Source organism: Amycolatopsis alba DSM 44262 (genome assembly GCF_000384215.1).
Lineage (GTDB): Bacteria > Actinomycetota > Actinomycetes > Mycobacteriales > Pseudonocardiaceae > Amycolatopsis > Amycolatopsis alba.
This window is the reverse complement of record NZ_KB913032.1, coordinates 6,273,637-6,298,564: the sequence shown is the minus strand read 5'-3', so window position 1 is coordinate 6,298,564 and position 24,928 is coordinate 6,273,637. Positions and strand designations below refer to the sequence as shown.

Genomic DNA, 24,928 nt, shown 5'->3' with positions numbered 1-24,928 from the left:
AGGCAGCACGTGCGGCTCATGCGTCGGAAACAGCGGAATCCGGCACCGTGGTCACCGCGCGGCGGTGACGTCGCAGGGCCTCGTTGATCCGGGCCAGGCTGCTGCCCTCATCCAGGCCCGTGCCGCGCAGGGCGGCGAGAACGCGGAGGTTGGCGAGCACGGAAGAGTCGAACGCCCCGCCTTGGTCCGACCTTGTCAGCTACCGAGACGAACCCGCCGCTGGTGTCCTGCCTGTCCGGCGGGTCCGGACGAGCTGAGGCCGACGTGCACGCCGAGGCCCCGTGCTCGCACGGGGCCTCGGCCGACCTGGCGAGCGGCATGACCAGCTCGGAAACCGGAGCCTGGATCGAAACTGCTCCGGCACACCGTTGGATGCGCGAGCGTTACCGCCTTCGCTTCTATCGTCGGCAGTAGGGGCGGCTCGTGACGCCAACGGGCGCACACAGTGTTGACGCAAAGTGGGATACATCGCCCGCGCGCGTCCACACGGCTGACCTATCGGCACGTTCGCGTGAAAACCCCACAGTCAGGTTCCTCGCCCAGCACCGCAGGGAATCTCTGCAAGACTAGAGTTTCCGAGGAAGGGTTCAGCATGAACGACATCCGAAGCGGATCAGAGGGGCATGAGAAGCGAGCCGTCGAGGCCGTCGAAAAGAACCTCAACGCGGTCGCTCAGGTCCACGCGACCCTCGCGGTGTCGAAAGCCATCAACAGAATCGCCGACCTAGCCGATCCAGAATCCAAGACTGACCCCGTCAACGACCGTTGAAATTTCACCCGCGCCCATCCGAATCGTTTCTGGCCATGCCCCCTGCTCGCCCCAAAGCTGAACGCTACGGCAAGAACGTGAAACACCAACCTGTTCGCAACAGGAGACACGCCCCTACCTTGAACAGCGACACCCACAGATGGACAATTTATTCATCCGCAGGGCGTGCCCATCTCGCACAGCCAGCTCACCAATGAACAGATATACATGTGGCCGCGGGGCTTTAGTCAGCCAGTCTCAGGCGAGCAACCCGATCGATGTCATCAGAACCCGACTGGTCTGCTACTCGCGTCACGAACGCGAGTGTTCCCGTTCCTGCGGTCATTGCACTCAGGAAGGTCTTGTGTACCTCTTCGGCGCAAAGACAGCCGACAGCGTCAGGGACGCCGCTGGCCCCGAAGTTCGGCAACGTGGTCGCGACACGCCGCACATAGCGCCTCGCGCGCACGGTTACATCTCTATTCCGGGTAGGTTTACAACTGGCTCAAGGTCAGGTCATCAGGCCGCGACGGAAGCCATGCGCGACCGCTTGAGCGCGGTCGCGCACACCGAGTTTGACAAACATGCGCTTGGCATGGGTTTTCACGGTGTCTTCGGCCAGAAATAGTTCACGACCGATCTCACCGTTGCTCTTACCTTGGCTCATGCCATAGAGCACTTGCATCTCCCGCTGGGTCAAGTGGACATCCGACGCGGACGGGTCACGTGGCGCCGGCACGGAAACGTTGGCCAGAGTGCTCGCCACCGGGGCGACGACCTCCGGGCGAGAGGCGTCCCAGCGCAAATAGCCACGGGCGCCGCCAGCGATCGCCGTCGCGACAGTGGGCGCGTCACCCGGAGCGCCGAACACGATCACATTCGCCCCCGGGTCAGCGGCGACAAGTTTCCGCGCCGCCGTCAGACCGACCGACAGGGCCCGCTGCATGCCCACCAGCACGATGTCAACCGGTTCACGGACATACCTCAGGTACAGCTCCTCGTCCGTGGAGACGCAATCGATGCGCCCGACGCCAGGGAACGCGGACAACACCCGCGCCAGCCCGTCACGGACACTGCGGCGGTCATCGCAGATCAAGACAGTTGTCACCCGATGCTACTTCCCTGCTTCCAGAACTGCTGCACCGCGGGGCACAACCCGGCGATCCTGCGACAGAAAATCCGCGTGCGATGCGGCCATCTCCTGCCAGCGAGGCTAGCGCATACAGAGAGTAGCTGCTCGATGCGGGTCTCGTGATCGCTTGCCGCTGACGACATGGCTGTAGTCACTAGAAAGACATCCCAACAAACACCAGGTACAACCCCAGACACAACACGGCTGGTTCGACACGCGCCGCGTAGCCGTGTCCGGAATGTTCACACGGAGGTGCTGACCCTCCAGGGGATGCCCACGATGGTGGCGGCGCCGCGCTGGAACGCAGGCCCGAGCTTGTCGAGGTCACCACGCTCGGCGTGGCGGGTCAACAGCGCGCCTTGCAGCGCGGCGACGGTCATACCTTGGACGTAGACAGGATTGAAAATGCAGATCGAGTCGCCCAGGGCAATGAGGCGGGCAGGCCACCGCCGCATGCGGTCATAGCGGTGCCAGCGGTTGCCGATGGCACGGGTGCGGCGGATGGGGCCGCTGGGCGCACCCTCATCGATGATCGTCGCGAAGTCGGGGTTGCGCAGTTCTCGCGCGTAGGCGCGGAATCCCTCCTCATCGGTGGGCGGGGCCTCGTCCGCGGCGCCGAGCATGCTGACGATCCATTGATCCGGTCCGACGCGGGCTTATACTTCCTTCCTGCGCACTGCAAAGCACCGTGCCGATTCCGTTTCCAATGACCCAGCGTTCTCGTTAACAATAAGGCCGCACGGTGACTTTTTGATTTACCTCAACAGAGGACCCAGTCGCAATATCTACAGCGCGTTAATTTGCCATTTACCCTTTTTGACCTCCGCTGAAACACTGAACGAGTGACTCTGAGAAATCTGATCTTGTCGTTATGATGCGTGCCATTCTGGATGGATCAGAATTTAAGGCCCGAAGCGCAGTGAACGACACATCAAGAGATGGTTTCATTGACCACTCAGTGTGATCGCGGCCACGTGATGCTTTCGCCTGGCACAACGAGTCCGTCAGGACGATGGCTCGCGCCCCTCCCATCTCGGTGGGCGGATAAATCGCTGCCAAGCAGTGACCGTGCCGGTGGTTTCGATCATTGGGCGCGACATGTTATTGATGTGCCCGGAAGCTGCCTGAGTCGGGCCCACTGGCACACGGCACGGATCGTACTCGACGGGCCTGCATCGGGCGATTGTTGGTGATGCTATTTTTATTCGTGGCACGAACGGTTTTGGCGAGTTACCGGGTTAACGACATAGGGATCGCCCCGCGCCTCGGCGATAATTCGACGTAGAAGCTCATCGTCGACACGTTGGCGTGGTGCCACAGGTCTACCTCCTTGATGGGACCACCCAGCCGCCGACAAGAACGCGGCGGCGTTCAGCACCTCTTTCTGCCCTCTGTCGATACTTGCGGACCTCGGATTGACCTTGCCGCAAGCGTGCCCGGCCCGGCCGGGCCCTGCCCCCGGCACGTGCACATGTCCTGTCCGGTCTAACTTGACGGTGGTCCAAGCCGTTGAGCTGCGGTCCGAAAGGTAGTTCTGGACAGTGATCGCGCGGGTTGTCCGGACCTAGTTTGCGGATTCGGTGGTGTGGTCTGCCTGGGTTTGCTCCTCGGTGCACAGGTCCCCGGCTCAGAAGCCTGGTCAGCCATGTCCATCTAATTTCGGCGGATGCTATGGCGACGGCGTGTGGAGTGCCCGGCGGGGTTCTGCGGGCACTCCACACGCGGGGCCGGTATCACCAGGTGAGTGTCACGCGTCCAGGGGATCCCTTGCCGCCAAGAGTTCCTCCTATCCCGCTGTGGTTGGACTCACCGGGGTCCCCGTCCGCGCCGCGGGCGCCTCCGTCGGACACGGTCCCGGTGCGGCCTGCCCTGCCTGAGGGGGTGCCGCCACCGCCTCCGGCGCCGCTGCCACCGCCGCCGACGCCGTCGTGCCCGGTGCCGCCGTTGCCGCCGGCGCCACCCGTCCCTCCCCGGAGGTTGAACGGGCCGGAAGTGCCGGGGCCGCCGGAGCCTCCGGTACCGCCGGTGCCCCCGGAGACCGAGGTGAAGTCGGAGCTGGAGACGTCACCGCCGCTGCGGCACACCCCGTCACCTCCAGTGCCACCGGGACTCCCGGTGAAACTGCCCTCCTGGCCCTCCGAGCCGCCCAGGGCACCGACCACACTGTCGTGGACCACACCGAGGCCGATCAGAGCACTGGGCAGACCCTCCCGCGATACGGGCAGGGAAGGGACAACGACCTCGGCGAGAAAGGATCCGCCAACGCCCCTCACGAGGTCGTTCTCGGCTTCCTTGATGACGTCACCGACTACATGAAGGACGTCACCGACTAGTCCGTCGGGGTCGAACTCGCTCCGGCCGCCGGCGCCGACGTAGACCTCGAAGCTCTGCCCGGGGCGGACCCCGGTCAATGTGCAGGTGGTGTAGCCGCCGCCTCCGCCTCCACTGCCTCCGTCGCCCCCGCGGCCCCCCGTGTTGCTGAAGGGGCCGCTGTTGAAACTGCCGGACCCAGGGGTTCCTTCACCGCCTGCTCCTCCGCCTCCCCAGACCTGCACCGTGAGCCTGGTGACGCCCTCGGGCACGACGAACCTGGTCGACCCCGGCCGGTCGAAGATCCTCGAGCCGGCGGCGTGGGCAGCCGGAGCGGACACGACCACGCCGGTCACACCGCCCGCCACCACCATCACCGCGACCGCGGCACGACCGAACCGGCCTCTCCGCGACCCTGCCGCCCGCGTCGGGCCGTCGGCATGTGTGGACATCATCGGACTCCTCCTTGCCTCACCACCGACCCATCGGACAGAGGGTCACGGTCACCGGGCGGGGACGGACTCCGCGCACGACCGGTAACCACCACCCCGGCGGCAAGGGGACGTGTCCCGGCCGAAGTCCGCGACCGCGCCCCACGGCCGGGACCGGCCCGCCGCACGTCGGATCAAGGCCATGGTGAGCCGACTCCACCGGGCGCGCGACTCGAGGCACCGGTGCGGGTTACAGCGGGGCGGGCTGACCCCTCGCGTGCACCCGGCGGCCACAGCCGACACACCTCAGCTGCGGCCGCAGGTTCACCACGCGGTGCAGCTGCCCCACCCGACACCGGCGACGCCGAGGCCGAGGCCGAGCACGATCGTCCGGGGGGTCTGTCAAACGAACGTCAGTCCCTCCCCTCATGTCAGCCTGAAGATGACCGCCGTATTCGACGGCGATGCCATGGCCCCGAGGGGTTCGGCTGCCTCCACTGTCGAACGCCGCTCGAGCGGGTCACCTGATGGCTGCGAGAATCCGGCCTCCCCCGTTGGTGAAGCGCACCTGGGATACGGTGAGATTCGGGTCATGACGACACACGAGGACCTGGAGGATCTCTCGGTCGAGAGGGACCAGCTGCGCCGGGCGCTGGAAACGCAGCCGGTGATCGAGCAGGCCAAAGGGATGTTCATGCTGCTGCGAGGGTGGACCGCCGAGGAGGCATTCACCGCGTTGACGACGATCTCCCAGCACACCAACGTCAAACTGCACGACGTCGCGACGGTGATCGTCACCGCGGGCGGCCACGGCGAGCAATCTTTACAGAACCCTGAGACAGTGCGTGTCGTGCTGGCCGAGACCCGAGGAATCGTCCTCGGCGTCACCTTCGGCGGGTGAACCGAGCACCCGCCGGCACACACGGATCGAGCGAGCCCGCGATTGGTGCGCGGTGTTCCGCACAGGCGCCGCCTGTCGAAGCAGCGGTGCATGCCTCCCCTGCTTCAGAGGCCGCAGCGCGCGGACGATGTCGACGGAGAGCAAACCTCCGCCGCCACAACGCGTCCACACGGCTGACGCATTACCACTTTCGCATGAAAGAAGAAAATCGAGGTTCATGTCGCGACTACCTGGGAAACCCAATGACGCTACTACTTTCCGAAGGAGAGATTGACGTGAGCAATATTCGCAAAGAAATCAGAGAAGCACGAGGAGCGTGCCATCGAGGCCGTCGAAAAGAATCTCAACGCGGTAGCCCAGGTGCACGCGCCCCTTGCCGTGTCGAACGCCATCAACAGACTGGCTGACTCGGCAAGACCAGATGACGAAGACCTGTCCAGGAATGACGCCAACCGTTCGCCTGAGGTGAGCCAGCGAATCCGCTTCCCCGGAACCCGGTAATCCACCCGGCGCCGGGGAGACGGATGTCTGAAGCATCAGGTGGCAACCGTCGACCCGGACACGCGCTTAACCGGACTTCAAGATGATTTGATCAACAAAATCCGTTGAATACTGTGAAAGTGGCAACTTTTTCAGTTAAACCTTGGTAGAACTGAGTGAAATCCCAGTGGACTCTTTGATCAAGTGTCTCATAGGGAATACAGGAACTTCACAGCTTCGGCAACCGCTGCAGGTCGGTTCGTCACTACGCGGTTTACCGATGAACACGTGCCACGTATCGGCGACGTAGAGCCGCCCTGAAAGAGTGAGATCCGATGACATCTTCAGGTCACGTCGACTGTCCCGACCGGGTTCGCCTTTGGAACGCGACTTCTGTCGCTTATCCCGCGCTGCCGATCCCGGTGTTGTTTCGCGAACAGTGCGAAAAGCATCCGGAACGTGTCGCCATCCGGGAGGGGACGTCGACGTGGAGTTACCAGGAACTCCACGCACGTGCGTCCGGTGTCGCGGAAACGCTGCTCGCTCGCGGCGTCGGACGTGACGATGTCGTGGCCGTGTTGCTCGGTCGGTCGCCCGAGGCGATTGCCGTGATCCTCGGTGTGCTGATGACCGGCGCGGCCTACCTGCCGTTGGATCAAGAGCATCCGGACAGCCGGTTGACCAGGCTCGTCCACCAGGCCGGACCGCGGTTGGCGATCACCCGTAGCGTCGATCTCGGGCGAGAGCTGGGTTGCGACCTTGTCGCTGTCGAAGACGTGCCCGCCGTCTCTCGCACGCCGATTCCGGCCCCTCCTGTTTCGGTGGATGACCGGGCCTATGTCATCTACACGTCCGGCTCCACCGGCACCCCCAAGGGCGTGGCGGTGCCGCACCGTGCCGTGGTTCGGTTGGTGCGTGGTGGCACCTGGCTACGACTGAACTCTCTTGACGTGATGGTGGCCACGACGAATCTCACCTTCGACGTGTCCTGCTTCGAGATTTTCGGCGCCCTGCTCAACGGCGCTCGCGTCGTGCTACCGGACAAGCAGACGTTGCTGTCGTCGGACGATCTGCATCGGTTGTTGCGCGTGGAAGGCGCGACCGTGATGTGGCTGAGCGCCGGGCTTTTCCATCAGCACGCGACCAGCCATCCCCATATGTTCGCGTCCTTGGAGTGTCTCCTGGCGGGTGGCGACGCGCTGAATCCCGGTTGTGTGCGGGCGGTGCTCGCACACAGTCCTCCTGGGCGACTTCTCAACGGATACGGCCCTACCGAGAACGGCGTGCTGTCCACCACGCACGAACTCTCCCTCGCCGACGTACCCGAGGACACCCTGTCGGTTCCGATCGGCCGACCGGTCGGCAACTCCTCGGCCTACGTGCTCCGTTCCGACCGCAGCGTGGCGGAGATCGGAGAGGACGGAGAACTGTGGGTCGGCGGCGACGGCGTGGCACACGGCTACCACCGTGCTCCGGCGGCGACCCGCGAGCGTTTCCTCCCCGACCCGTTCAGCGACAGATCTGACGCGCGCCTTTATCGAACCGGTGACCTGGCACGATGGCGCCACGACGGTGTGATCGAGTTCCTGGGCCGCCAGGACCGGCAGGTCAAGATCCGGGGGTACCGGGTCGAGTTACGTGAAGTCGAACTCGCCCTGGCGGCCCATCCGCGGGTTCGCGAAGCCGCTGCCACCCTTCGCGAGCCTCGGGCAGGCGAACAGCAACTGGCCTGCTGGGTGGTACCCGAAGCGGATCTGAAAGACACACCAGAGAAGCTAGCCGGTCAGATTCGCCGGTATCTGCACGATCACGTCCCGTCCTACATGATTCCCGGCCGTATCACGGTGATCCCCGCCCTGCCCCTGAACGCCAGCGGCAAAATCGACCGGACCGCGCTGCCCACCCAGGTTCCACGAGCGGGACAAAGAGAAACCGGGAGCCGTCCGCGCGGCAAGATCGAAAAGGCCGTCGCCGAGGTCTGGCGAGACATCCTGGGTGTCGATGCCATCGCCCGCGACGACGACTTCTTCGCTTTGGGTGGACAATCCCTGCACACCACGCAGGTAGTCGCCGTCCTTCAGCACAAACTGGAAATCGACACTGCACACGGGCGCGATCTCATCGCACACCTGCTGACCACACCGACACTCCGCGAATTCGCCGCCACCGTCGCCGCGGCCAAAGCCGGTGTCGCCGAAGCCGCCGTAGTCTCCCGGCCCGATTACTGGGCGGACACCCGTCTCGGCACACTGGACGTCGCAACCTCGCCCGCCGCGTGGCCACCCCGATCGGTGTTGCTGACCGGCGCGACGGGGTTCCTGGGTGTGTTCCTCATCGACCGGCTCGTGCGCGCGGGCGTGGAGCGCGTCCAGTGTCTCGTCCGCGCGAGCGATGACACCGCGGCAGCTACCAGGCTGGCCGCGCGAATGCGTCGATACGGGCTGGACTGGACCCGCGTCCGAGACCGGGTGACCGCGCTCGCAGGCGATCTGACGACGCCCCGGCTGGGATCAGGACGCCGCTTCGCCGAGCTGGCCGAGGAAACGGACTTGATCATCCACAATGGCTCCCACGTGAACTTCGCCTACCCCTACAAGGCCCTGCGCGCGCCGAACGTGGAGGGAACACGGGAAATCGTCCGCCTCGCGTGCACGACGCGGCTCAAACCCCTGCACTACATCTCCTCCATCGCCGTTATCGCCGGCTTCGGCATCGCCGGAACCCGCCACGTCGCCGAGGACACTCCGCTGGCCCACGTCGAGCAAATTCGTCTGGGTTACCCGGAATCCAAATGGGTCGCCGAACAACTCGTCCACGCCGCGGGCGAGCGCGGACTGCCGATCGCGGTCCATCGACCGTATGAGATCACCGGCACCACCGACAGCGGGATCTGGAACACCGACACCATGATGTGCGCGCTTTTCCGCAGCATCGCCGACACCGGGACCGCACCCGGCATTCCCCTGCCGCTGGACTTCGTCCCCGTGGACTTCACCGCGGACGCCATCACCCACATCGCGCTGGATCGCCTGCCGGACGGGCGCGTGTACCACCTCGCCAACCCTCATGACGCCCGTCTCGACTTGGTGGTCGACCGCCTCCGCGCCCGCGGTCACCAGATCCGGACTTTGCCCTACCGGCGGTGGGTCGCGCGGATGAGCGCTCGCACCGCCGCCGACCCCGACGAGCCCATGGCCCCCTACCTGCCGATGTTCGAGCCCGCCGCTGACACCGGCGTATCCGTGAAGGAGATGTACTTCGCGGGCACCTTTCCCCGGTTCGGGCGGGAGAACTTCCAGGCCGCCATCGCCGAAACCGACCTGGTCTGCCCTCCCGTCGACGCGAACCTCATCGATCTCTACCTGGACCACTTCACCGAATCAGGCTTTCTGAGCCCGCCACAACGGTCGCGGCACACAGCCTGACTCTCTGCTGAAAGGTGTGGATCACCTGGGCGACCGCGCACGGCTCAATCCTCCGTCTTCGACACTTTGAGAGGTCGCCGGTGCGCCGACGGATCGCCAGGTTCGTCCAGGGGCGTTCCCTCATCGTCCGGATCCGCGCCCGAGGGCTGGGCGGCAGCCCGGCACGTCGGGATCGCCGTCTGCTTCACCGGCTTCAGCTTGTGGCGGCGAAGCACTGTGGCCGTGGCTCGTTTGACCGCTTCCTGGGCTGTTCCGGGGAGCTTGGCGGCCATCTCACAGATCGCCGCGTGGATGGTGTCCTTGATGTCCGGGGACGGTTGCGTGTCGACCGGTGGTGCCGGCTTTACCGCTGGCGCGGGTGCGGCGGCTTCCGCCACCGGCTTTTCGCCGGCTGGTCGCGCCGCGACCGGCGCGGCGGGCGCGGCGGGCGCGGCCGGTCCGGCATGCGGTGGCGCGGGAGCATCCACCGACGGCGCCGCGGGTGCCGTCGCAGGACGCTGCGGATCGACGACGGTCACCGAGGCCGGCGGCAGGTTCTGGACTCGACCGGGTTCGGACACCGTGCCGACGGGGTCAGCCGGCAGTTGCGCGGAGATGCCGTGCTCGTAGTCGCGAGCGAGCGACAGCACGGTCGCGACGTAGGACGCGGAATGGTTGTAACGGAACACCGCGGCGCGGGCTCCTGCGTCGGAGCGCAGGTCGCCGCCACCGGAACACAGGTAGCCGGCCGCGGCCAAGGCCGCGTCGTGGATGTTGTTCGGGTCGGCAGTCCCGTCACCGTTGCCGTCGGCGCCGGCGGCCCGCCAGGTGGAGGGAATGAACTGCATGGGGCCGACGGCCCGTTCGAACACGGGGTCGCCGGTCCATTTGCCGCCGTCGGTGGCTCGGATCAGCGCGACGCCCGGCCTGCCGTCGAGAGGGATGCCCCGGATGGGCGGGTTGGGATAGCCGTCGGCGCCCAGCGTCGCCCCGCCGAACCGGCCGTGATTGGACTCGACCCGGCCGATGCCTGCCAGCATCGACCACGGCAGGCCGCAGGACGGGTCGCGCCGGGCCAGTACCGCGGCGGCGTTGGTGTAGGCGGCCAGTGCGGTGGTGGGGATGCCCGTCGCCGACACGGCCGAAGGCGCGGACGACCCGGACTGATAGGCCGCGACCAGCTGGATCCGAGGGGCCACAGGTTCGGGCATCCCGGCGGGCGGCGGTTGCATGCCGACCCCCGGTTCCGAAGCGACCGGAACCTGACCGGCGACCGGAACCTGGTCGGCGCCCAGCGGGTGGCTGGGCACAGCCACGTTCTCGACCTGGCTGTACGGGCCTGAACCGACTGCACCGGCGACGACCAACGCGGCCGCCGCACAGGCGCCCGCCGTTCGCTGCCGGTACTTGCCAGCGGTGTGCGACCGCGTGCTTGTCATCGCCGATCTCTCCGTTTCGTCAAGAAGCCGTACTGGTGGAGCTTTCGATGGTGGTGAGAGGGGGTGTGTTCTCCCCGCCCGGCGGGCGGGGAGAACACACCCGTCCGATCAGCTGCGCCGTCGGCGGCGACGGGTCGCGATCAGCATCAGCGCGCCTCCACCGAGGAACCACAGGCACACCGCGGCGAGGCTGTACACCGACATGGACAACCCGGTGTTGGCCAACGGCGGGGCAGGCCGCGGCGCCGGCGGCGTGCCCGGAGGTGTCGGCGGCGGAGGAGGCGGAGGCGGCGGCGTCTTCTGGTTCAGCCGGGTCACTTCCAGCGCCTGACCGGAATTGGCTTCGGTCAGCGTGTGCGGGCCGCTGATCGCTTTGGCGGGCAGGAGGTATCCGGCGGGCGCGGAGATCTCCTGGAGGTAGTAGTCGCCCCACCGCAGGCCCGGGAAGTCACAGACTCCCTGCGCGTTCGTCGTGCACGGCTCGCCGATCTTGGTGTCCGCGTTCGGGCCGTCGATCTTGAGTCCGCCACCGTCACCGTTCGTCTTCTTCCACAACTGGAACACCGCACCGGACAACGACTTGCCGTCGCCCTCGCTCTTCTTCAGGAGACGGATCTCGCCTCCCTGCGGTTTGTTCACGACGGTGACACTGACGCCCTGGGCGAAGTTGTCCTTGGTCAGCGCGAGCGGACCGAAGATCGCCGGATCCGGCAGGACGTACCCGTCGGGTGTCTTGGTCTCCTGCCAGTAGTAGACGCCCAGCGCAACGGTCTCGGTGCAGATACCGCCGGCCGGTGTCGTGCACGGGTCGCCGATCTTGGTGTCCGCGTTCGGGCCGTCGATCTTGAGGCCACCACCGTCGCCGTTGGTCTTCTTCCAAAGCTGGAACACCGCACCAGGCAACGGTTTGCCGTCACTGTCGTGCTTCAGGACCCTGACCGTGCCGGTGGCGAGGGTGTTGACCGCTGTCACCCGGACACCTTGCGTGTAGTTGTCCTTGGTCAGCGTCAGTGGCCCGAAGATCGCCGGGTCCGGGAGCAGGTATCCGTCCGGTGCTTTGGTCTCTTGCCAGAAGTACTCACCGAGCGGCTGATGCGAGGTGCAGATGCCGTCCGCGCCCGTGGTGCAGGGGTCGCCGATCTTCGTGTCCGGGTTCGGGCCGTCGATCTTGAGGCCACCACCGTCACCGTTGGTCTTCCGCCACAGCTGGAACACCGCACCAGGCAAAGGTTTGCCGTCCTTGTCCTGCTTCAGGACACTGACGTCACCGGTCATCATCCGGTTGACAGCGGTCGCTTTGACGCCCTCGACGTAGTTGTCGGCGGTCAGCTCGAGGGGACCGAAGACCGCCGGGTCCGGTAGCAGATATCCGTCCGGTGCCGCGGTCTCCTGCCAGTAGTACGTGCCGAGCGGAACCGTCGCGCCGCACAAGCCGTCCGGCCCCGTGGTGCAGGCCGAGCCGACCTTCGTATCCGGTGTCGTGCCGTCGGACTGGAGACCGGGAGTCGTGTTGGTCTCTCGCCACAGCTGGAACACCGCGCCAGGCAAGGGTTTGCCATCCTGATCCTGCTTCAGCACGCTGACTTTGCCTTCGGGTTGGTTGAACCCGAAGTCGTAGGTGTGGTTGTTCTCCCCTGGCCCGCCGGTCGTGACGGCTTTCTCGGGGAATCTTCCCCCTGCGGGTACGACGCCGTCACTGTCGATGAACCGGTTCGGCCCGGCGTCGTTCTTGGTCACGTACCACTGGTGGAGCGGGCCACCCGGCTCGTAGTCCTCCGGCTTGTCCACCTTGATCGTGTACTGGGTGCGGGGCAGGAGGCCGCCGGGGACGTTGGTGTTGTCGAAGTAGTACTCGCCGCGGCTGGTGGTCACTGTGGTGCTGACCAGCTTGCCGGTCGCGTCGTAGAGCCGCACCGTCGCCCCTGGCACCGGCGGTTCGCCGGGATCCTGGATTCCGTCCTTGTCGACGTCGTACCAGACCCGGTTGCCGATCTGCAGCGGCGCCTCGTCGCACAGCACCTCCAGGTCCGCCATCGAGGCGCCCTTGCCGAAGCTGCTGCTCAACTGGTTGCCCGACCTGGCCTCCGGGGGACGGCTGCCGTCCCGGTTCGTCCANGCCGTGCCACCGGTGAAGGTGGTCCCGATCGGGTCGATGGCCGAGCTGGCGATCGTGGTCTCGACCTTGGACAGCGCGATACCGGAGAACAGGGCGTTGAAGTGGAAGCCCGTGCGCTGCTGGTCGTAGAAGCCGGCCCCGCGGGTCGTCTTGCCACACCCCATGTTCTCCGCCATCACGAACTTGCCGGTCGAGTCCGGGCACGCCCGGCTCAGCGCGCCACCCGCGGACGGGGTGAGCAGGCCTCCGCCCGCTACCGCGCGCTGGCCCTGCCCGATCTGGTCGGCGTAGCGGTCACGGAAGCCCAGGATCAGCGAACCGTCGGTGTCGACCACGACGTCGGCGAGCATGGGTTCCGGGTTGGACGAGTACGTGTTGCCGCAGGTCACGTTCCCCTGCTTCAGCGGAATCGTGTCCGACCAGGGGAACCAGGCGTCGCCCTTGCACGGGGCAACGGTGTACGTGACGGGGCGGGGGTAGTCCAGCTTCTGATCCATCACGACCGAGCCGAAGGCCTCCGCGGCGGGATCGAAGGTACGCACGACCGCGCGCAGGTCCGCGCGCTGCTGGCTCGATTCGGCCGAGCACACACCGCCGACATAGACGACGCCGTCCTGCACTCCCAGCCCGTAAGGCCGCCAGTCACCGGCGGCCGCGCACGGGGTGTCCGGGCCCGGAATGGCGTAGCTGGCCTTCGGAGCCGAAGCGGTCGGCTGTGTCGCGTCGTACCGGTACAGCTTGCGGTCGGCGAGATTGACCACGTACAGGTCCTTGCCGTCCTCGCTGACCTCGACGTCGCCGAGGGACTCCTTGGCCACATGAGGCGCGAACGCGAGGTCCATGTCCGTGGCGAAGTCGTGTGGCGTGCCCCCGGCGCCGGGGACCGTGGTGAACAGCGACGTGGCGTTGGTCTTGGTATCGGTGCGGTAGATCGCACCGGCGCCGGAGGGCCCGTAGGCCGATCCCCGGTGCGCGGTGGCACCACTGAAGATCCACTTCTTCTGTTTGCTGTATCCGATCCCGTACAGCGCGCCGGTGTCGGCGTGTGTGGCGAGGTCGGTCGTCTGATTGTTCACTCCCCTGGCGTTGTAGGGGAAGGACACCAGCGTCCGCGACGTCGCGGGTTCGGGGGTCACGTCGTTGCGGATACAGGCGGTGACCAGCGTCGCGTTCTTCTGGCAGTAGTCGCCTGGGTTCCAGAATCCTGTGGTGTAGGAGACGTTCTTGCCGCCCGAGAGGTCCACGAACTCTTCGGTGCTGCTCAGGTTGCCCGGTGCGTTGTCCAGGCCTGCGCGGTCCGCGAACGCCGAGAAGAACAGGTCCGGTTTCGGGTTCATCACCTGGACGCGATACTTGCCCCCGGCCAGCGGGCTGCCGGCGGGTGACAGGGTGACCGTGCCGTCCGCGGCGGTCGTCCCGGAGATCGTGGCGCCCGCGTCGTCGGTCAGGTTGACCGTGACACCGGACATCCCCGGCTCGAGCACGGGGGTGTACTTGCCGGAGTCGTCCACCGCCCGGACCACCCGCACGGTCACGGTTCCGTCGCCGTCCGCCCTCGGGGCCGCCTGAGCGGCGGACGTTCCGCCGGCCAGGCCGGGCGCGGCTGCGGAGGCCAGGGACAGAGTCACGATCGCCAGCCGCCGAATCCACGACAGTCTGCGCGGTCTCCGATGCGATTCACTGAGTCGCGACGCAGGGACGGAGTGGGTCATCGCATCACATCCGGTGTCGGGTCAGGGGTCTGACTTCGGCAAAGACAAGCCGGCGTATCCGCAGGCTCGACTGCCGCCTGGACGTATGCCGCGCGTAAAGAGCATGCCCCGAGCCAAGATCAACACGCCACGCGAATCGGTGTGAAACCGACGAAACCCACCCTATCGAGTCGGCTTGAAAACATTTCATCATCGCCGGACAGAGCCGAATTCTTTCGGCAGCAGAAGCGAATCAGCAGCGCCACCGGCTGATTCCTTGGCTATTCTTCATGTCTTTCGGTCCGCCACATTACCGATCTCCGGACGGCACAGACCGGAGAGCGCGATCATTTGGCACATCGTCAATTCCGTGCTGAGCGCGCTGATCCACGGATCGACCTGTTCCACTCGGTCGTCATCTGGACTGCCAGGGATTCACCGGGACTTCTCCCGCTCGCCCTCCGGGGAAATCAATGACCACTGTGCCGAGATCCGCCATTTTCCTGGTCACCCGGCGCAGCCCACCGGTGTCGTCGATCCAGTAGGTGAGCGGAGAGTGCCCGCCATCGGCCGCCGACCTCGGTCGCGGGCCCGCGAACACCTCGTAGGGTTTACCGTCGATCACCTCGCCGCGTAGCCACCGTGGCCCCTGCTCGGCCAGCACTTGGGCGTTGTCCGGCCGATCCTGCCCCATGAGCATCGACAGCCGCAGGGCCGCGTCCAGAGGATCGGGCGTGTACGAGCGCGGCGACCAGTCCGCAGGTGCCATGGTCCCCGCCGCGACGAGCGGGTCCGCTCGTTTGCCCGGAGCGACCGCCAGCCCCCTGTCGTCCCAGGCCACCAGGCCCTCCGACGAGCCGACGAATTCATAGGAACCGACCGCGTGGTGCCGGCGGTAGTCCACCACGCCCTCGACCACGACCGTACTTCCCGCCATCGGGGCTTGCACGCGCACTCGTACGGGGCTGTTCTGGTAGGTGGTGTACCGCGCCATCGCCAACCTCGCGGCCTCGTCGAGGGTCGCCGGCCGTGATTCCGGTTTCGCCTGCGGTGTCAGCGCCCACACGCCGACTCCCACGACGGCGACGACCACCAGCGCAGCGGCCAGCCACCGGACTCGTCGAGACCGCCAGTTCATGCGCACCTCATTCGGATCGGCGAAATCACCGAGCGGCGGGCAATGGATAGCCATCCGGGTCCACCTGGCCCGGCAGTCCCGTCGCCGCCCGCTGAGGGGCATCGGGACCGCCAGGGAGCCGTGGCTGGGCGGGCGGCTGTGGCAGGCCGCGGAAATCGGCACCCGGCGGCGCGGTGACGGCGGCCGGTGCCGTGCCGGGCTGGCCACCCAGCTGATTCGCCTTGCCCGCGGCGGTGAGAACCAGATCAGCACCGTTGCCGGTCACCAGACTGTCGGTGACGGTGTTGCCGTCGGCGGCGTAGCCCTGGACGTCACTGACGATGATCCCCGCCGCCGTATTGCCCTCGACCAGGTTGCGCACGACGGTGTTCGCGCTCCCCCCGCCGATTCCGATGCCGATCCCGAACCCGCCGTCGGCCTGCGCCGGGCTGTGTGGATCGTTGTTGTCGGCGATGGTGTTGCCTGCCAGCACAGCGCCGTGCTGCGGTGCCAGGGATTCGAAGTCGTTCGAGTTCACGGTCATTCCGACCCGGTTACGCACCACGCGGTTACCGAGGAACCACAGGTTCTCCGACGCGTTGGTGACCTCGATGCCCACCGCGTTGTGCTCGACCAGGTTGTCGCGCACGACGGTGTTGCAGGGACGGCACTGGCCGACGTAGATCCCGGAGTCGGCTTGGCCGGAGGCATAAGAGTCCTCGATGACCCCGTCTCGGGCGTCGAAGGAGTAGATCCCGTACAACGCGTTGTTGTAGGCCGTCACGAAGGAAGCACGAAAACCCTGCAATGGCGGGAAACGCTGAGGATCGAGCGGGTCGTAGTGGGCGCCACCGGCACCGGGGCCCTGCAGTTTCTGGTCGGTCACGCCGGTGAACAGCACACCGTTGGCCAGGAACCGCCGTACCGTCAGGTTCTCCACCACCGACTGCGCTCCGGTGACGGTGATGCCGTTGACCTTCGCGAAGTCCCCGTCCACGACGACACTGTTGCGATCGACACCCCGCAAGACCACCTGCGGCTTGGTCAGGGTGACGCTCTCGTGGTACTCCCCCGGCCCGACCAACACCAGGTCACCCGATTGGGCGGCGTCCAGCCCTTGCTGGATCGTCTTGGCATCTTCCGGGACCCGGATGACCTGCGGACTCGAATGCGCCGCCGGTGCCCCGGAGTCGCCGGCACATCCGGCGGACGAAGCGGTGACAAGGGCAACGAGAACGACCACCGCCGAACGTCGACATCGTCGACCAGACTTCACCATGTCGAGCTGAAACTTCCCGTTGTTCGCGCTGTGAATCCGGACAAGGGCACCCGAAAAAAGCCGATACGCGGCTGCCATCCCCCAAATCGGCCCGTGACCGCTTGAAGTTGAGCAGAACGGGAAACGAACACCCGAATGGGTAAGACCTCTCGAAGGAACCGGCACAGGTCTTCTCCTGCGGACCAGTCCGGACAAGGTCAGGTACCATCGTAGAACTTTGCGATGCCGTCCGGCGTCGGCGTTCACCGCGGTATTCAGTCGGCGCGAACCGGCCCGATTTCAGGAAATTCCTTCATGTCAGAAGCTTCACCAGGCAGCGCGACCACCGGCCGCCGGGCATTTCTGCTTGGCGCGACCGCTTCCGCCACGGGATTGGGCCTGAGCGCCTGCGCTCCGGCCGAACCTCGCACTCAGGTGGCCGCCGTGCCGCCTTCTTTCCGAGGCACACACCAGGCCGGAATCGTCGACCCGGCACCACGCAGCCTGCTGTTCCTGGCCCTCAACCTGGTCGGCGGAACGGACCGGCTGGCCGTCGACCGAGTGCTCGCCGACTGGTCACGCGCCATCGAACCCGCCACGCGAGGCATCCCGGACGCCCCAGAGCTTGTCGGCTTGGACACGACCGGCTTGACTGTGACCGTCGGCGTGGGACCGGACCTGCCAGGGAAGATCGGCCTGGCCGCGCCCAAGGAATTGGCGCCGATACCCGCTCTGCCGGGCGACCGGCTACAGCCGGCTTTCTGCGGCGGCGACCTCGCCGCCCAGATCTGCTCGAACGATCCTCTGGTGTCGCTGCAGACCGCGCAGACGCTCACCCGCCTGAGCCAAGGCGTGCTCACCACCCGCTGGCGGCTGACCGGGTTCACCCAGCCGGGACCCGCCACGCCACGCAACGCCTTCGGTTTCAAAGACGGAACCGGGAATCCGCGCACCACCACAGACGTCGACAACGCCGTGTGGATACCGGACGGCCCCTGGCGGCACGGCACCTTCCTGGTCGTCCGCCGAATCCCGATGGACGTCCAGCGTTTCGCCGCATTGCCGACCTCACGCCAGGAAGCGGTGATCGGGAGCAGGCGGGACACCGGAGCCCCGTTGACCGGGCACGACGAGTTCGACGAGATCAACCTGTTCGCCAAGCATCCCGACGGCACCTACGTACTGCCCGTCGACGCGCACAGCCGCCGGGCACACGCGCGTTTCGACGGCGGCCGCCAGATGCTCCGGCGCGGATTCACCTACTCGTCCGGAAACGACGAAACCGGTCTGCTTTTCCTGGCCTTCATGAAGGACCCAGCGCTGTTCACCAGAGTCCAGGCACGGCTCGCCGAACAGGACGCCCTCAACGACTTCGTTCAGCACACCGGCTCGGCGGTATTCCTGATGCTGCCAGGAACCGGCGACAACACCGTCCTGCGCCTGCCCGGCTGACCGGCCCCTCGGGTACCCACCGGCACCGGACGTCGTCGTCCCTGCGGCCGCTGGTCAGCTGACTCATGTCGCACCGGCGGTACGCGCACCGGAAGCGGACGCACGTTCACCGAGGCCCACCACTCACGCAGCCGCACGACGTCCGGACCGGCGTCGGTGCTCAGGAACGCGATGCCGCAATCACCGCCCCCGCCCCCGAGCCCGTCGTCCAACTTGCTCAGCAAGTGCCGGGCATGGCGAATCTGCCGGTTCGAGCACCTGTCGGGGCGTGCGAAAAGGACGACCGTCCTGGCCTGCCCGCCAGCGGCCGGCGCCGAACCACGGTTACCAGCGTGCTGTCGATCGGTGCCCGACCGCGGCCGGGCACCGATGGCGCACCTGCCATCCTTGACGGTGCAGCCGGTCGTCTTAGGATGGAGGGCGGCTGAGCAAGGAGCAAGGCATGGCGCGTGATGGGACACTGGGGCGTTACGCGGTGCTGCGTAACGCCGATGTCGATGGGTTCCGCACTGCCGTGTCCCGCTATCTGACCCCGCATCAGCTCACCCCGCTGGGACGTGGCGCGACTGTCCGTAGCGAGCTTGCGGTCGCCTCGCTGGGGCCGTTGTCGTTGGTCTACGGATGGCATCGCGGCGCCGAGCTCGGCGCCGAGCTGACGGAGCAGGTCGACTACTACGACGTCAACCTTTCGTGGGGCGGCCGCAACCGGATCACGTGCGGCGCCGACGAAGTGGTCGTGGACCTCCGGACAGCCGGGATCATCTCGCCGCGGATGCGGGCCAGGATGTCACTGAGCTCGGAGTACCGCCAGCTCCACGTCCGGGTGGAACGGCACGCACTGGACAGGCACCTCGAGGAGCTGCTGGGCAGGCCGATCGTCGCGCCGATCCGGTTCACCCCGGCCATGGATCTCCGCATGCCCGCGGCCGCCTCGTGGTCCAGGGCCGTACGGCTGCTCGTCGACGACCTCGACGCGATCGGCCTGACCGGTCATGTATCCGGGGCCACCCCGTGGTCGTCGTTCCTGATGACCGGTCTGCTGCTGGCACAATCGCACAACTACTCCGGCGAGCTCGAGTCCGGAGTGGACCGTGCTTCGCGTCCCTCCCCGTTGAAGCGGGCGATCGAGTTGATCGAAACGCACCCCGAGACCGATCTCTCCGTCGGCCGGATCGCGACGCAAGTCGGTGTCGATCCGCGGTCACTTCAACGGCATTTCCGTGACCACGTAGGGGTTTCGCCCCACGAGTACGTCCGGCAGATCCGGCTCACGAGAGTCAGGGAGGACCTGCTGGCCGCGGATCCGGTGACCGGGGTGACGGTGGCGGAAGTGGCCTTCCGGTGGGGATTCGGGCACGTGCCACGCTTCGCCGCCTTCTATCGCGAGCGCTACGGCGAAGCACCCGCCACGACGTTGCGACAGTGCCCGGTCCAGCGCGATCTGTGACTGCCCGCATAGCCCTGTCGCGAACCGGCTCTGGCTGTCGCGAAGAGGATCGATGTGGCGGAAAGCCGCGTTTAGCGTCGCCTCCCAGCAGCAGGAGCAGTGGCGCTCCTGGTCGACGCGGGAGTAGGCGACATGATCCACGAATACGACGTCGCGGTCGTCGGGTACGGCCCGACCGGTCTCGTTCTGGCCTCTGCCCTTGGCAAGGCGGGACATCGGGTGGTGGTGTTCGAACGGTGGCCGGGGCTGTACGGGCTGCCGCGGTTGACGCATATCGACGGTGAGACCGCACGGACCATCCAGGCCGTCGGCGACCTCGAACTCGCCTTGCGGGACGCGTCGCCGTTGGAGAACTACCGCTATTTCAACGGTCATGGCGAACTGCTGTTCGAGATCGACTGGCGAGGCACGTCAAGTGGTCACCCGGCGCATATCGCGATGTACCAGCCGGACATCGAGGACAGCATCGACAAGCACGTCCGGGCCTCGGGCACCGTCGAGGTCAACCAGGGCTGGGCCGTGGTGAACGTTCATCCGTCCGACGACGGTGTCGAGCTCACCGCCCGCCCGTGGACGAAGTCACGCACCGGCCAGTGGGCACACGCCGGGGAGGAACGGACCGTCACCGCGAAGTACCTCGTCGGCGCCGACGGGGCGAACAGTTTCGTCCGCGCCACTCTCGGCATCGAGCGCAGCGACCTCGGCGTACGGGACAGTTGGCTCAACATCGACTGTGAACGGCTGCGCCCGCTGCCGGAACGGTTCGACCGGACGACACAGTTCTGCGATCCGGTCCGAGGCCACATGTTCATGCCGATCGGCAAGAGCAGGCAACGCTTCGAGCTGGCCGTCCTGCCCGGTGAGGACGTCGCGATGTTCGAGGACCCCGGCTACGCCTGGTCGTGGCTGCGCGAGACGCACGGGCTCGGCCCCGACGACGTCAAAATCCTGCGGAACGTGGTCTACGGGTTCGAAGCCCGCATCGCCGAACGCTGGCGGGCCGGGCGCGTGTTCCTGGCGGGCGACGCCGCGCACACCACGCCGCCGTATCTGGGCCAGGGAGCCTGCTCCGGCATGCGCGACGGCATCACCCTCGGCTGGAAGCTCGATCTCGTGCTGCGCGGCCTGGCCGGAGACGGCTTGCTGGACACCTACGAGGCCGAACGGCGCCCGCACGCCACGACGATCACCGAAACGTCGACGATGCTGGGCCGGGTGGCCAACACCCATGACCCGGCCGCCGCGGCCGCTCGGGATCAGGCCTTCCGTGACGGCACGGCGCCCCCACCTCCGCCGTTCCCGGCGATCGTGGCGGGCGTGGTCCGGCATGGCGAGGACGGACGGCCGTCACCACTGGCGGGCACCCTGACACCTCAGGGTGTGGTGGTCAAAGACGGTGTCCAGGGGCTGTTCGACGACGTCGTCGGCCGCGGGTTCAGCCTGGTGAGCGCGACGGATCCGCGAAAGGCCCTGACCGGCGAACAGCTGGACTTCCTGGCCGGACTGGGTGTCACGATGGCGACCTTGGTTCCCGGCGCGCGGGACTCGGTGGCGGACGTCGATGGTACCTACCGCGATTTCCTGCGCGACCACGATGTGGAGGCTTTCGTCGGCCGTCCGGATTTCCATCTTTTCTGGGCGGGGCCGCTGGCTGAGCTGCCCGCGGTGATCGGAGAACTCCGCGACCGCTTGCACTGGGCTCCCGCATCGGCCGGGGTTCCGGCATGAACGCGCTCGCTCCCGCGGAAACCCTGTGGCGCGCCATGACTCCCACCCGCATGCTGGACTGCGGGATGGACTACGCCGACATTCTCGAACTCCAGACGCTCACCGGAGCGGGGATCGCGTGGGACGTCGCGGCCGAGGAGCTCGGCGACCGGCAGCGCGCTCGCGCCAGGGCCGCCGCGGAGGCTGGTCGAGTCGTCACCGCCGAGGAGGCGTATCTCGCGGCCACGGCCTGCTACCTGTTCGCGCAGATGGCCTACAACTTCGACGGGCCACGTAAACGCGAGCTCTACACCCGGCTCACCGACGCGTTCGAGGCGGCCGGGGCATCGCGGAATCCGCGATGGGAGCACGTCGGCATCCCGTTCGCGGGCGGGCGACTGTTCGGCTGGCTGATCCGCCCACCCAGCCCGGTGACCGGGACCGTCGTGGTCTTCGGCGGCCAGAGCGGGTGGGGCCCGGCTTACGTCCGGCAAGCCGAGGCACTGAACCGACGAGGCCTGGCGGCGCTGCTCGCCGAGGGGCCCGGACAGGGCGAGTCCAGGCTCGAAGGCGGAGTGCTGCTGGACGTGGACGTACGGGCGGCCTACAGCGCCTTCGTCGACCACGTCCTCGCGCGAGGTGGTCTCGGGCCCGTCGGACTGTGGGGGAACAGCAACGGCGGACTGTTCGCCGGCACGACGGCCGCCTCCGACCGCCGGGTGGCCGCGGTATGCGTCAACGGCGGGCCCGCCCGCCCGCGGCTCCTCGATTTCCGCACCTACGCCGAGCAAGCGGCGGCGATGCTCGGCACCACCGACACGGACGCGATCCGGCGAAACTTCGACCGCATCGCCTTGAAACCCGAGGATCGCATCGACTGCCCGGTTCTGGTGCTGCACGGCGGGCGGGATCCCATCGTCGCCGAGGCCGACCAGAAACCGTTCCTGGACGCCGCGACGCACGATGACACCACGCTGCGGATCTGGGACGACGGAGAGCACACCATCTACAACCACGCCACCGAACGAACCGCTTACGTCGCGGACTGGTTCGCGGACCGGCTCGCGCGGCGAGACTGAGAGGGCCGACATGGACTTCGACGAACACACCACCCTCGAAGCGGTCATGGACAGCTTCCGGAACACGCCCGATCCGCGGACGAAACAGATCCTGACCACGCTGGCCCGCCACGCCCATGCCGCCGTGCGCGAGCTGCGGCCCACCCACGACGAGTGGGAGCAGGCCATCGGCTTCCTGACCGCGGTCGGCCACAAGAGCGACGACACCCGTCAGGAGTTCGTGCTGCTGTCCGACGTGCTGGGGATCTCCACACTGGTGGAGACGATCAACGGCGACGCGCACGGCACCGAAGGAACCGTGCTCGGCCCGTTCCACATGGTCGAGTCACCGGAACGCGAACTCGGCGAGTCCATCGACCAGCTCGGGACGGGAACCCCTTGCGTCGTCACCGGAACAGTCACCGGTGCCGACGGAGTGGTTCTCGGTGGTGCCACCGTCGACATCTGGCAATGCGACGAGAACGGCTTCTACGACGTCCAGCGACCGGAGACGCAGCCACGAGGCAATGGGCGCGGCCTGTTCCGCACCGACGAGAACGGCCGGTTCTGGTTCCGTACCGTGGTGCCGAGCCATTACCCGATCCCGACCGACGGTCCGGTCGGGGAACTGCTCGCCGCGTCCCGGCGTCATCCCTACCGGCCCGCTCACATCCACGTGATCGCGGAAACCCCCGGATACAAGACCTTGACGACCCACATGTTCGTCGCCGACAGCCCGTACATAGACAGCGACGCCGTCTTCGCCGTGAAGGAAAGTCTCGTCGTGGACTTCCCGGAATCACGTGACCAGGCCGAGGCAGACGACTACGGCGTCGAAATTCCCTTCAGGCGCGCGCACTTCGACATCCGCCTGGCACCGGAGGAGGCGCCGGAATGACCCTCGATTCCTTTGTGTACGAAGCCCTTCCGATGCGTGTCGTCTTCGGCGCCGGCAGCATCGGGCACCTACCCGAGGAAGCCCGTCGACTGACGCTCCGGCGGGTGCTCGTGCTGTCCACGCCGGACCAACGGGAACTCGCCGAACGAGCCTCGGACCTGCTGGGCGACACGGCGGTGGGCGTTTTCGACCGCGCCCGCATGCATGTGCCGCGGGAGACCGTTATCGCCGCCGAGGGGTCGGCGGAGAAACTCGGCGCCGACGGCTGTGTGGCGATCGGCGGCGGATCGACCATCGGCCTGGGCAAGGCACTCGCACTGCGGCTGGGACTGCCGGTCCTCGCGGTGCCGACCACCTACGCGGGTTCGGAGATGACCCCGATCTGGGGGATCACCGACAACGCGCGTAAACAGACCGGCCGGGATCGGAGCGTCCTTCCCCGCACTGTCGTCTACGACCCCGAACTGACCCTGTCGCTGCCGGTCGCGATCTCGGCCACCAGCGGTCTCAACGCGGTGGCTCACGCCGTCGAGGCGCTCTACGCCCCGGACGGTTCTCCGGTCATCACGGCGATGGCCGAACAGGGAGTGCGGGACCTGGCCGCCGCGTTGCCCGCGATCGGGAAGCATCCCTCGGATCCGACCGCCCGGACCGCCGCGCTGCGGGGTGCCTGGCTGTGCGGCGCGTGCCTGGGCGCGACCGCCATGGGCCTGCATCACAAACTCTGTCACGTACTCGGCGGGAAACTCGACCTGCCGCACGCCGAAACCCACTCGATCGTCCTCCCCCACGTCGCCGCCTTCAACCTGCCCGCGGTACCCAGGGCACGAGCCGCGCTGGCCCGCGCCCTGCACGACGACGACCCGGTAGCGGCGCTGAAGTCGTTGGCGCGCGGACTCGGCGCTCCGCTCCGGCTGTCCGAACTCGGGGTTCGCGAATCCGATCTGCGCGCGGTGATCGACGAGGTACTGACCGGCCCGTACGCCAACCCCCGCCCTGTGGGGCGAGCCGAGCTGGAACAACTCCTGGCGGAAGCGTTATGAGCCGCGCCCTGCCGTCGGTCTCCGCAGCGTCTGACCCGGATGTCGAGCTGGAGAACAGCGGCAGTCCCACCTACGGCCTACACCTGTTCCGTCGTCTTTCTCCAGCCCCGGCCGCATTGCCGCGGTGACTGACCACGACCCGCACCCCTTGTCATGAACTTCCTCCACCGTACGAAAAATCTGCACTGTGTAGAAGTGTTGTGCCGAGCGTAGAGCTCGCAGCCGTGTCGCGCTCGACGGAGCAGTTCTCCGGGACTGCCTGAGCGTGGGACTGCCTGGGCCGCGCCCTCGTGAGC

The 24,928-nt window shown here is 66.9% G+C and carries 17 protein-coding genes; 9 read left to right on the top strand and 8 right to left on the bottom strand.

Annotated elements, in window-relative coordinates; genetic code table 11:
- Positions 1 to 16 precede the first annotated feature (16 nt).
- Positions 17 to 160 (bottom strand): hypothetical protein, encoded by a 144-nt coding sequence (locus AMYAL_RS49400; RefSeq protein ID WP_020634885.1) that lies wholly within the window; start codon positions 158 to 160, stop codon positions 17 to 19.
- 432 nt (positions 161 to 592) lie between these two features.
- Between AMYAL_RS49400 and AMYAL_RS49950 the strand changes: the two genes are divergently transcribed.
- Positions 593 to 769: a hypothetical protein gene (locus tag AMYAL_RS49950; RefSeq protein WP_020634884.1), complete on the top strand. Its 177-nt coding sequence runs from the start codon at positions 593 to 595 to the stop codon at positions 767 to 769.
- A gap of 490 nt (positions 770 to 1,259) precedes the next feature.
- On the opposite strand, the gene AMYAL_RS0129510 is transcribed toward AMYAL_RS49950, so the two are convergent.
- From AMYAL_RS0129510 to AMYAL_RS0129500, 3 genes are all read right to left on the bottom strand, one after another.
- Positions 1,260 to 1,856: a response regulator transcription factor gene (locus AMYAL_RS0129510; RefSeq protein ID WP_020634883.1), complete on the bottom strand. Its 597-nt coding sequence runs from the start codon at positions 1,854 to 1,856 to the stop codon at positions 1,260 to 1,262.
- Positions 1,857 to 2,122: 266 nt separating this feature from the next.
- Complete coding sequence (locus AMYAL_RS0129505) at positions 2,123 to 2,503, bottom strand: hypothetical protein (RefSeq protein ID WP_020634882.1); 381 nt, start codon at positions 2,501 to 2,503, stop codon at positions 2,123 to 2,125.
- A 1,110-nt stretch (positions 2,504 to 3,613) separates the two neighbouring features.
- The gene (locus AMYAL_RS0129500; protein WP_020634881.1) at positions 3,614 to 4,645 is read right to left on the bottom strand and encodes a hypothetical protein; all 1,032 of its coding nucleotides are present in this window, start codon (positions 4,643 to 4,645) and stop codon (positions 3,614 to 3,616) included.
- Between the two features lie 568 nt (positions 4,646 to 5,213).
- Here AMYAL_RS0129500 and AMYAL_RS0129495 point away from each other — a divergent pair.
- Positions 5,214 to 5,522 carry an ANTAR domain-containing protein gene (locus tag AMYAL_RS0129495; RefSeq protein WP_020634880.1) on the top strand — a complete coding sequence of 103 codons (309 nt, stop codon included), beginning with the start codon at positions 5,214 to 5,216 and terminating at the stop codon, positions 5,520 to 5,522.
- An 815-nt stretch (positions 5,523 to 6,337) separates the two neighbouring features.
- Complete coding sequence (locus AMYAL_RS46390) at positions 6,338 to 9,427, top strand: amino acid adenylation domain-containing protein (protein WP_020634879.1); 3,090 nt, start codon at positions 6,338 to 6,340, stop codon at positions 9,425 to 9,427.
- Between the two features lie 44 nt (positions 9,428 to 9,471).
- Here the strand turns inward: AMYAL_RS46390 and AMYAL_RS0129485 are convergent, their stop codons facing one another.
- The 4 genes from AMYAL_RS0129485 to AMYAL_RS0129465 form a co-directional block, all read right to left on the bottom strand.
- On the bottom strand, positions 9,472 to 10,845 hold the full coding sequence (locus tag AMYAL_RS0129485; protein ID WP_020634878.1) for a lytic transglycosylase domain-containing protein: 1,374 nt from the start codon (positions 10,843 to 10,845) through the stop codon (positions 9,472 to 9,474).
- Between the two features lie 108 nt (positions 10,846 to 10,953).
- Entirely contained in the window at positions 10,954 to 12,879 is a 1,926-nt protein-coding gene (locus AMYAL_RS51085) for an MSCRAMM family protein (protein ID WP_425332240.1), read from the bottom strand.
- 2,188 nt (positions 12,880 to 15,067) lie between these two features.
- Positions 15,068 to 15,790 carry a hypothetical protein gene (locus AMYAL_RS0129470; RefSeq protein ID WP_051137562.1) on the bottom strand — a complete coding sequence of 241 codons (723 nt, stop codon included), beginning with the start codon at positions 15,788 to 15,790 and terminating at the stop codon, positions 15,068 to 15,070.
- 25 nt (positions 15,791 to 15,815) lie between these two features.
- Positions 15,816 to 17,012 (bottom strand): right-handed parallel beta-helix repeat-containing protein, encoded by a 1,197-nt coding sequence (locus AMYAL_RS0129465; RefSeq protein WP_020634874.1) that lies wholly within the window; start codon positions 17,010 to 17,012, stop codon positions 15,816 to 15,818.
- Positions 17,013 to 17,471: 459 nt separating this feature from the next.
- Here AMYAL_RS0129465 and AMYAL_RS0129460 point away from each other — a divergent pair, with 459 nt between their 5' ends.
- The 6 genes from AMYAL_RS0129460 (at position 17,472) to AMYAL_RS0129435 (ending at position 24,632) form a co-directional block, all read left to right on the top strand.
- Entirely contained in the window at positions 17,472 to 18,479 is a 1,008-nt protein-coding gene (locus tag AMYAL_RS0129460) for a Dyp-type peroxidase (protein WP_245193136.1), read from the top strand.
- A gap of 442 nt (positions 18,480 to 18,921) precedes the next feature.
- Entirely contained in the window at positions 18,922 to 19,926 is a 1,005-nt protein-coding gene (locus AMYAL_RS0129455) for an AraC family transcriptional regulator (protein WP_020634872.1), read from the top strand.
- A 99-nt stretch (positions 19,927 to 20,025) separates the two neighbouring features.
- Complete coding sequence (gene mhpA, locus AMYAL_RS0129450) at positions 20,026 to 21,654, top strand: bifunctional 3-(3-hydroxy-phenyl)propionate/3-hydroxycinnamic acid hydroxylase MhpA (RefSeq protein ID WP_020634871.1); 1,629 nt, start codon at positions 20,026 to 20,028, stop codon at positions 21,652 to 21,654.
- Positions 21,651 to 22,712, top strand: coding sequence for an alpha/beta hydrolase (locus AMYAL_RS0129445; protein ID WP_026467564.1), 1,062 nt, complete (start codon positions 21,651 to 21,653; stop codon positions 22,710 to 22,712). Before mhpA ends, AMYAL_RS0129445 begins: the two co-directional genes overlap by 4 nt.
- A 10-nt stretch (positions 22,713 to 22,722) precedes the next feature.
- On the top strand, positions 22,723 to 23,589 hold the full coding sequence (locus AMYAL_RS0129440; protein WP_020634869.1) for a dioxygenase family protein: 867 nt from the start codon (positions 22,723 to 22,725) through the stop codon (positions 23,587 to 23,589).
- Complete coding sequence (locus AMYAL_RS0129435; protein ID WP_020634868.1) at positions 23,586 to 24,632, top strand: maleylacetate reductase; 1,047 nt, start codon at positions 23,586 to 23,588, stop codon at positions 24,630 to 24,632. Before AMYAL_RS0129440 ends, AMYAL_RS0129435 begins: the two co-directional genes overlap by 4 nt.
- The last annotated feature ends 296 nt before the right edge of the window (positions 24,633 to 24,928 follow it).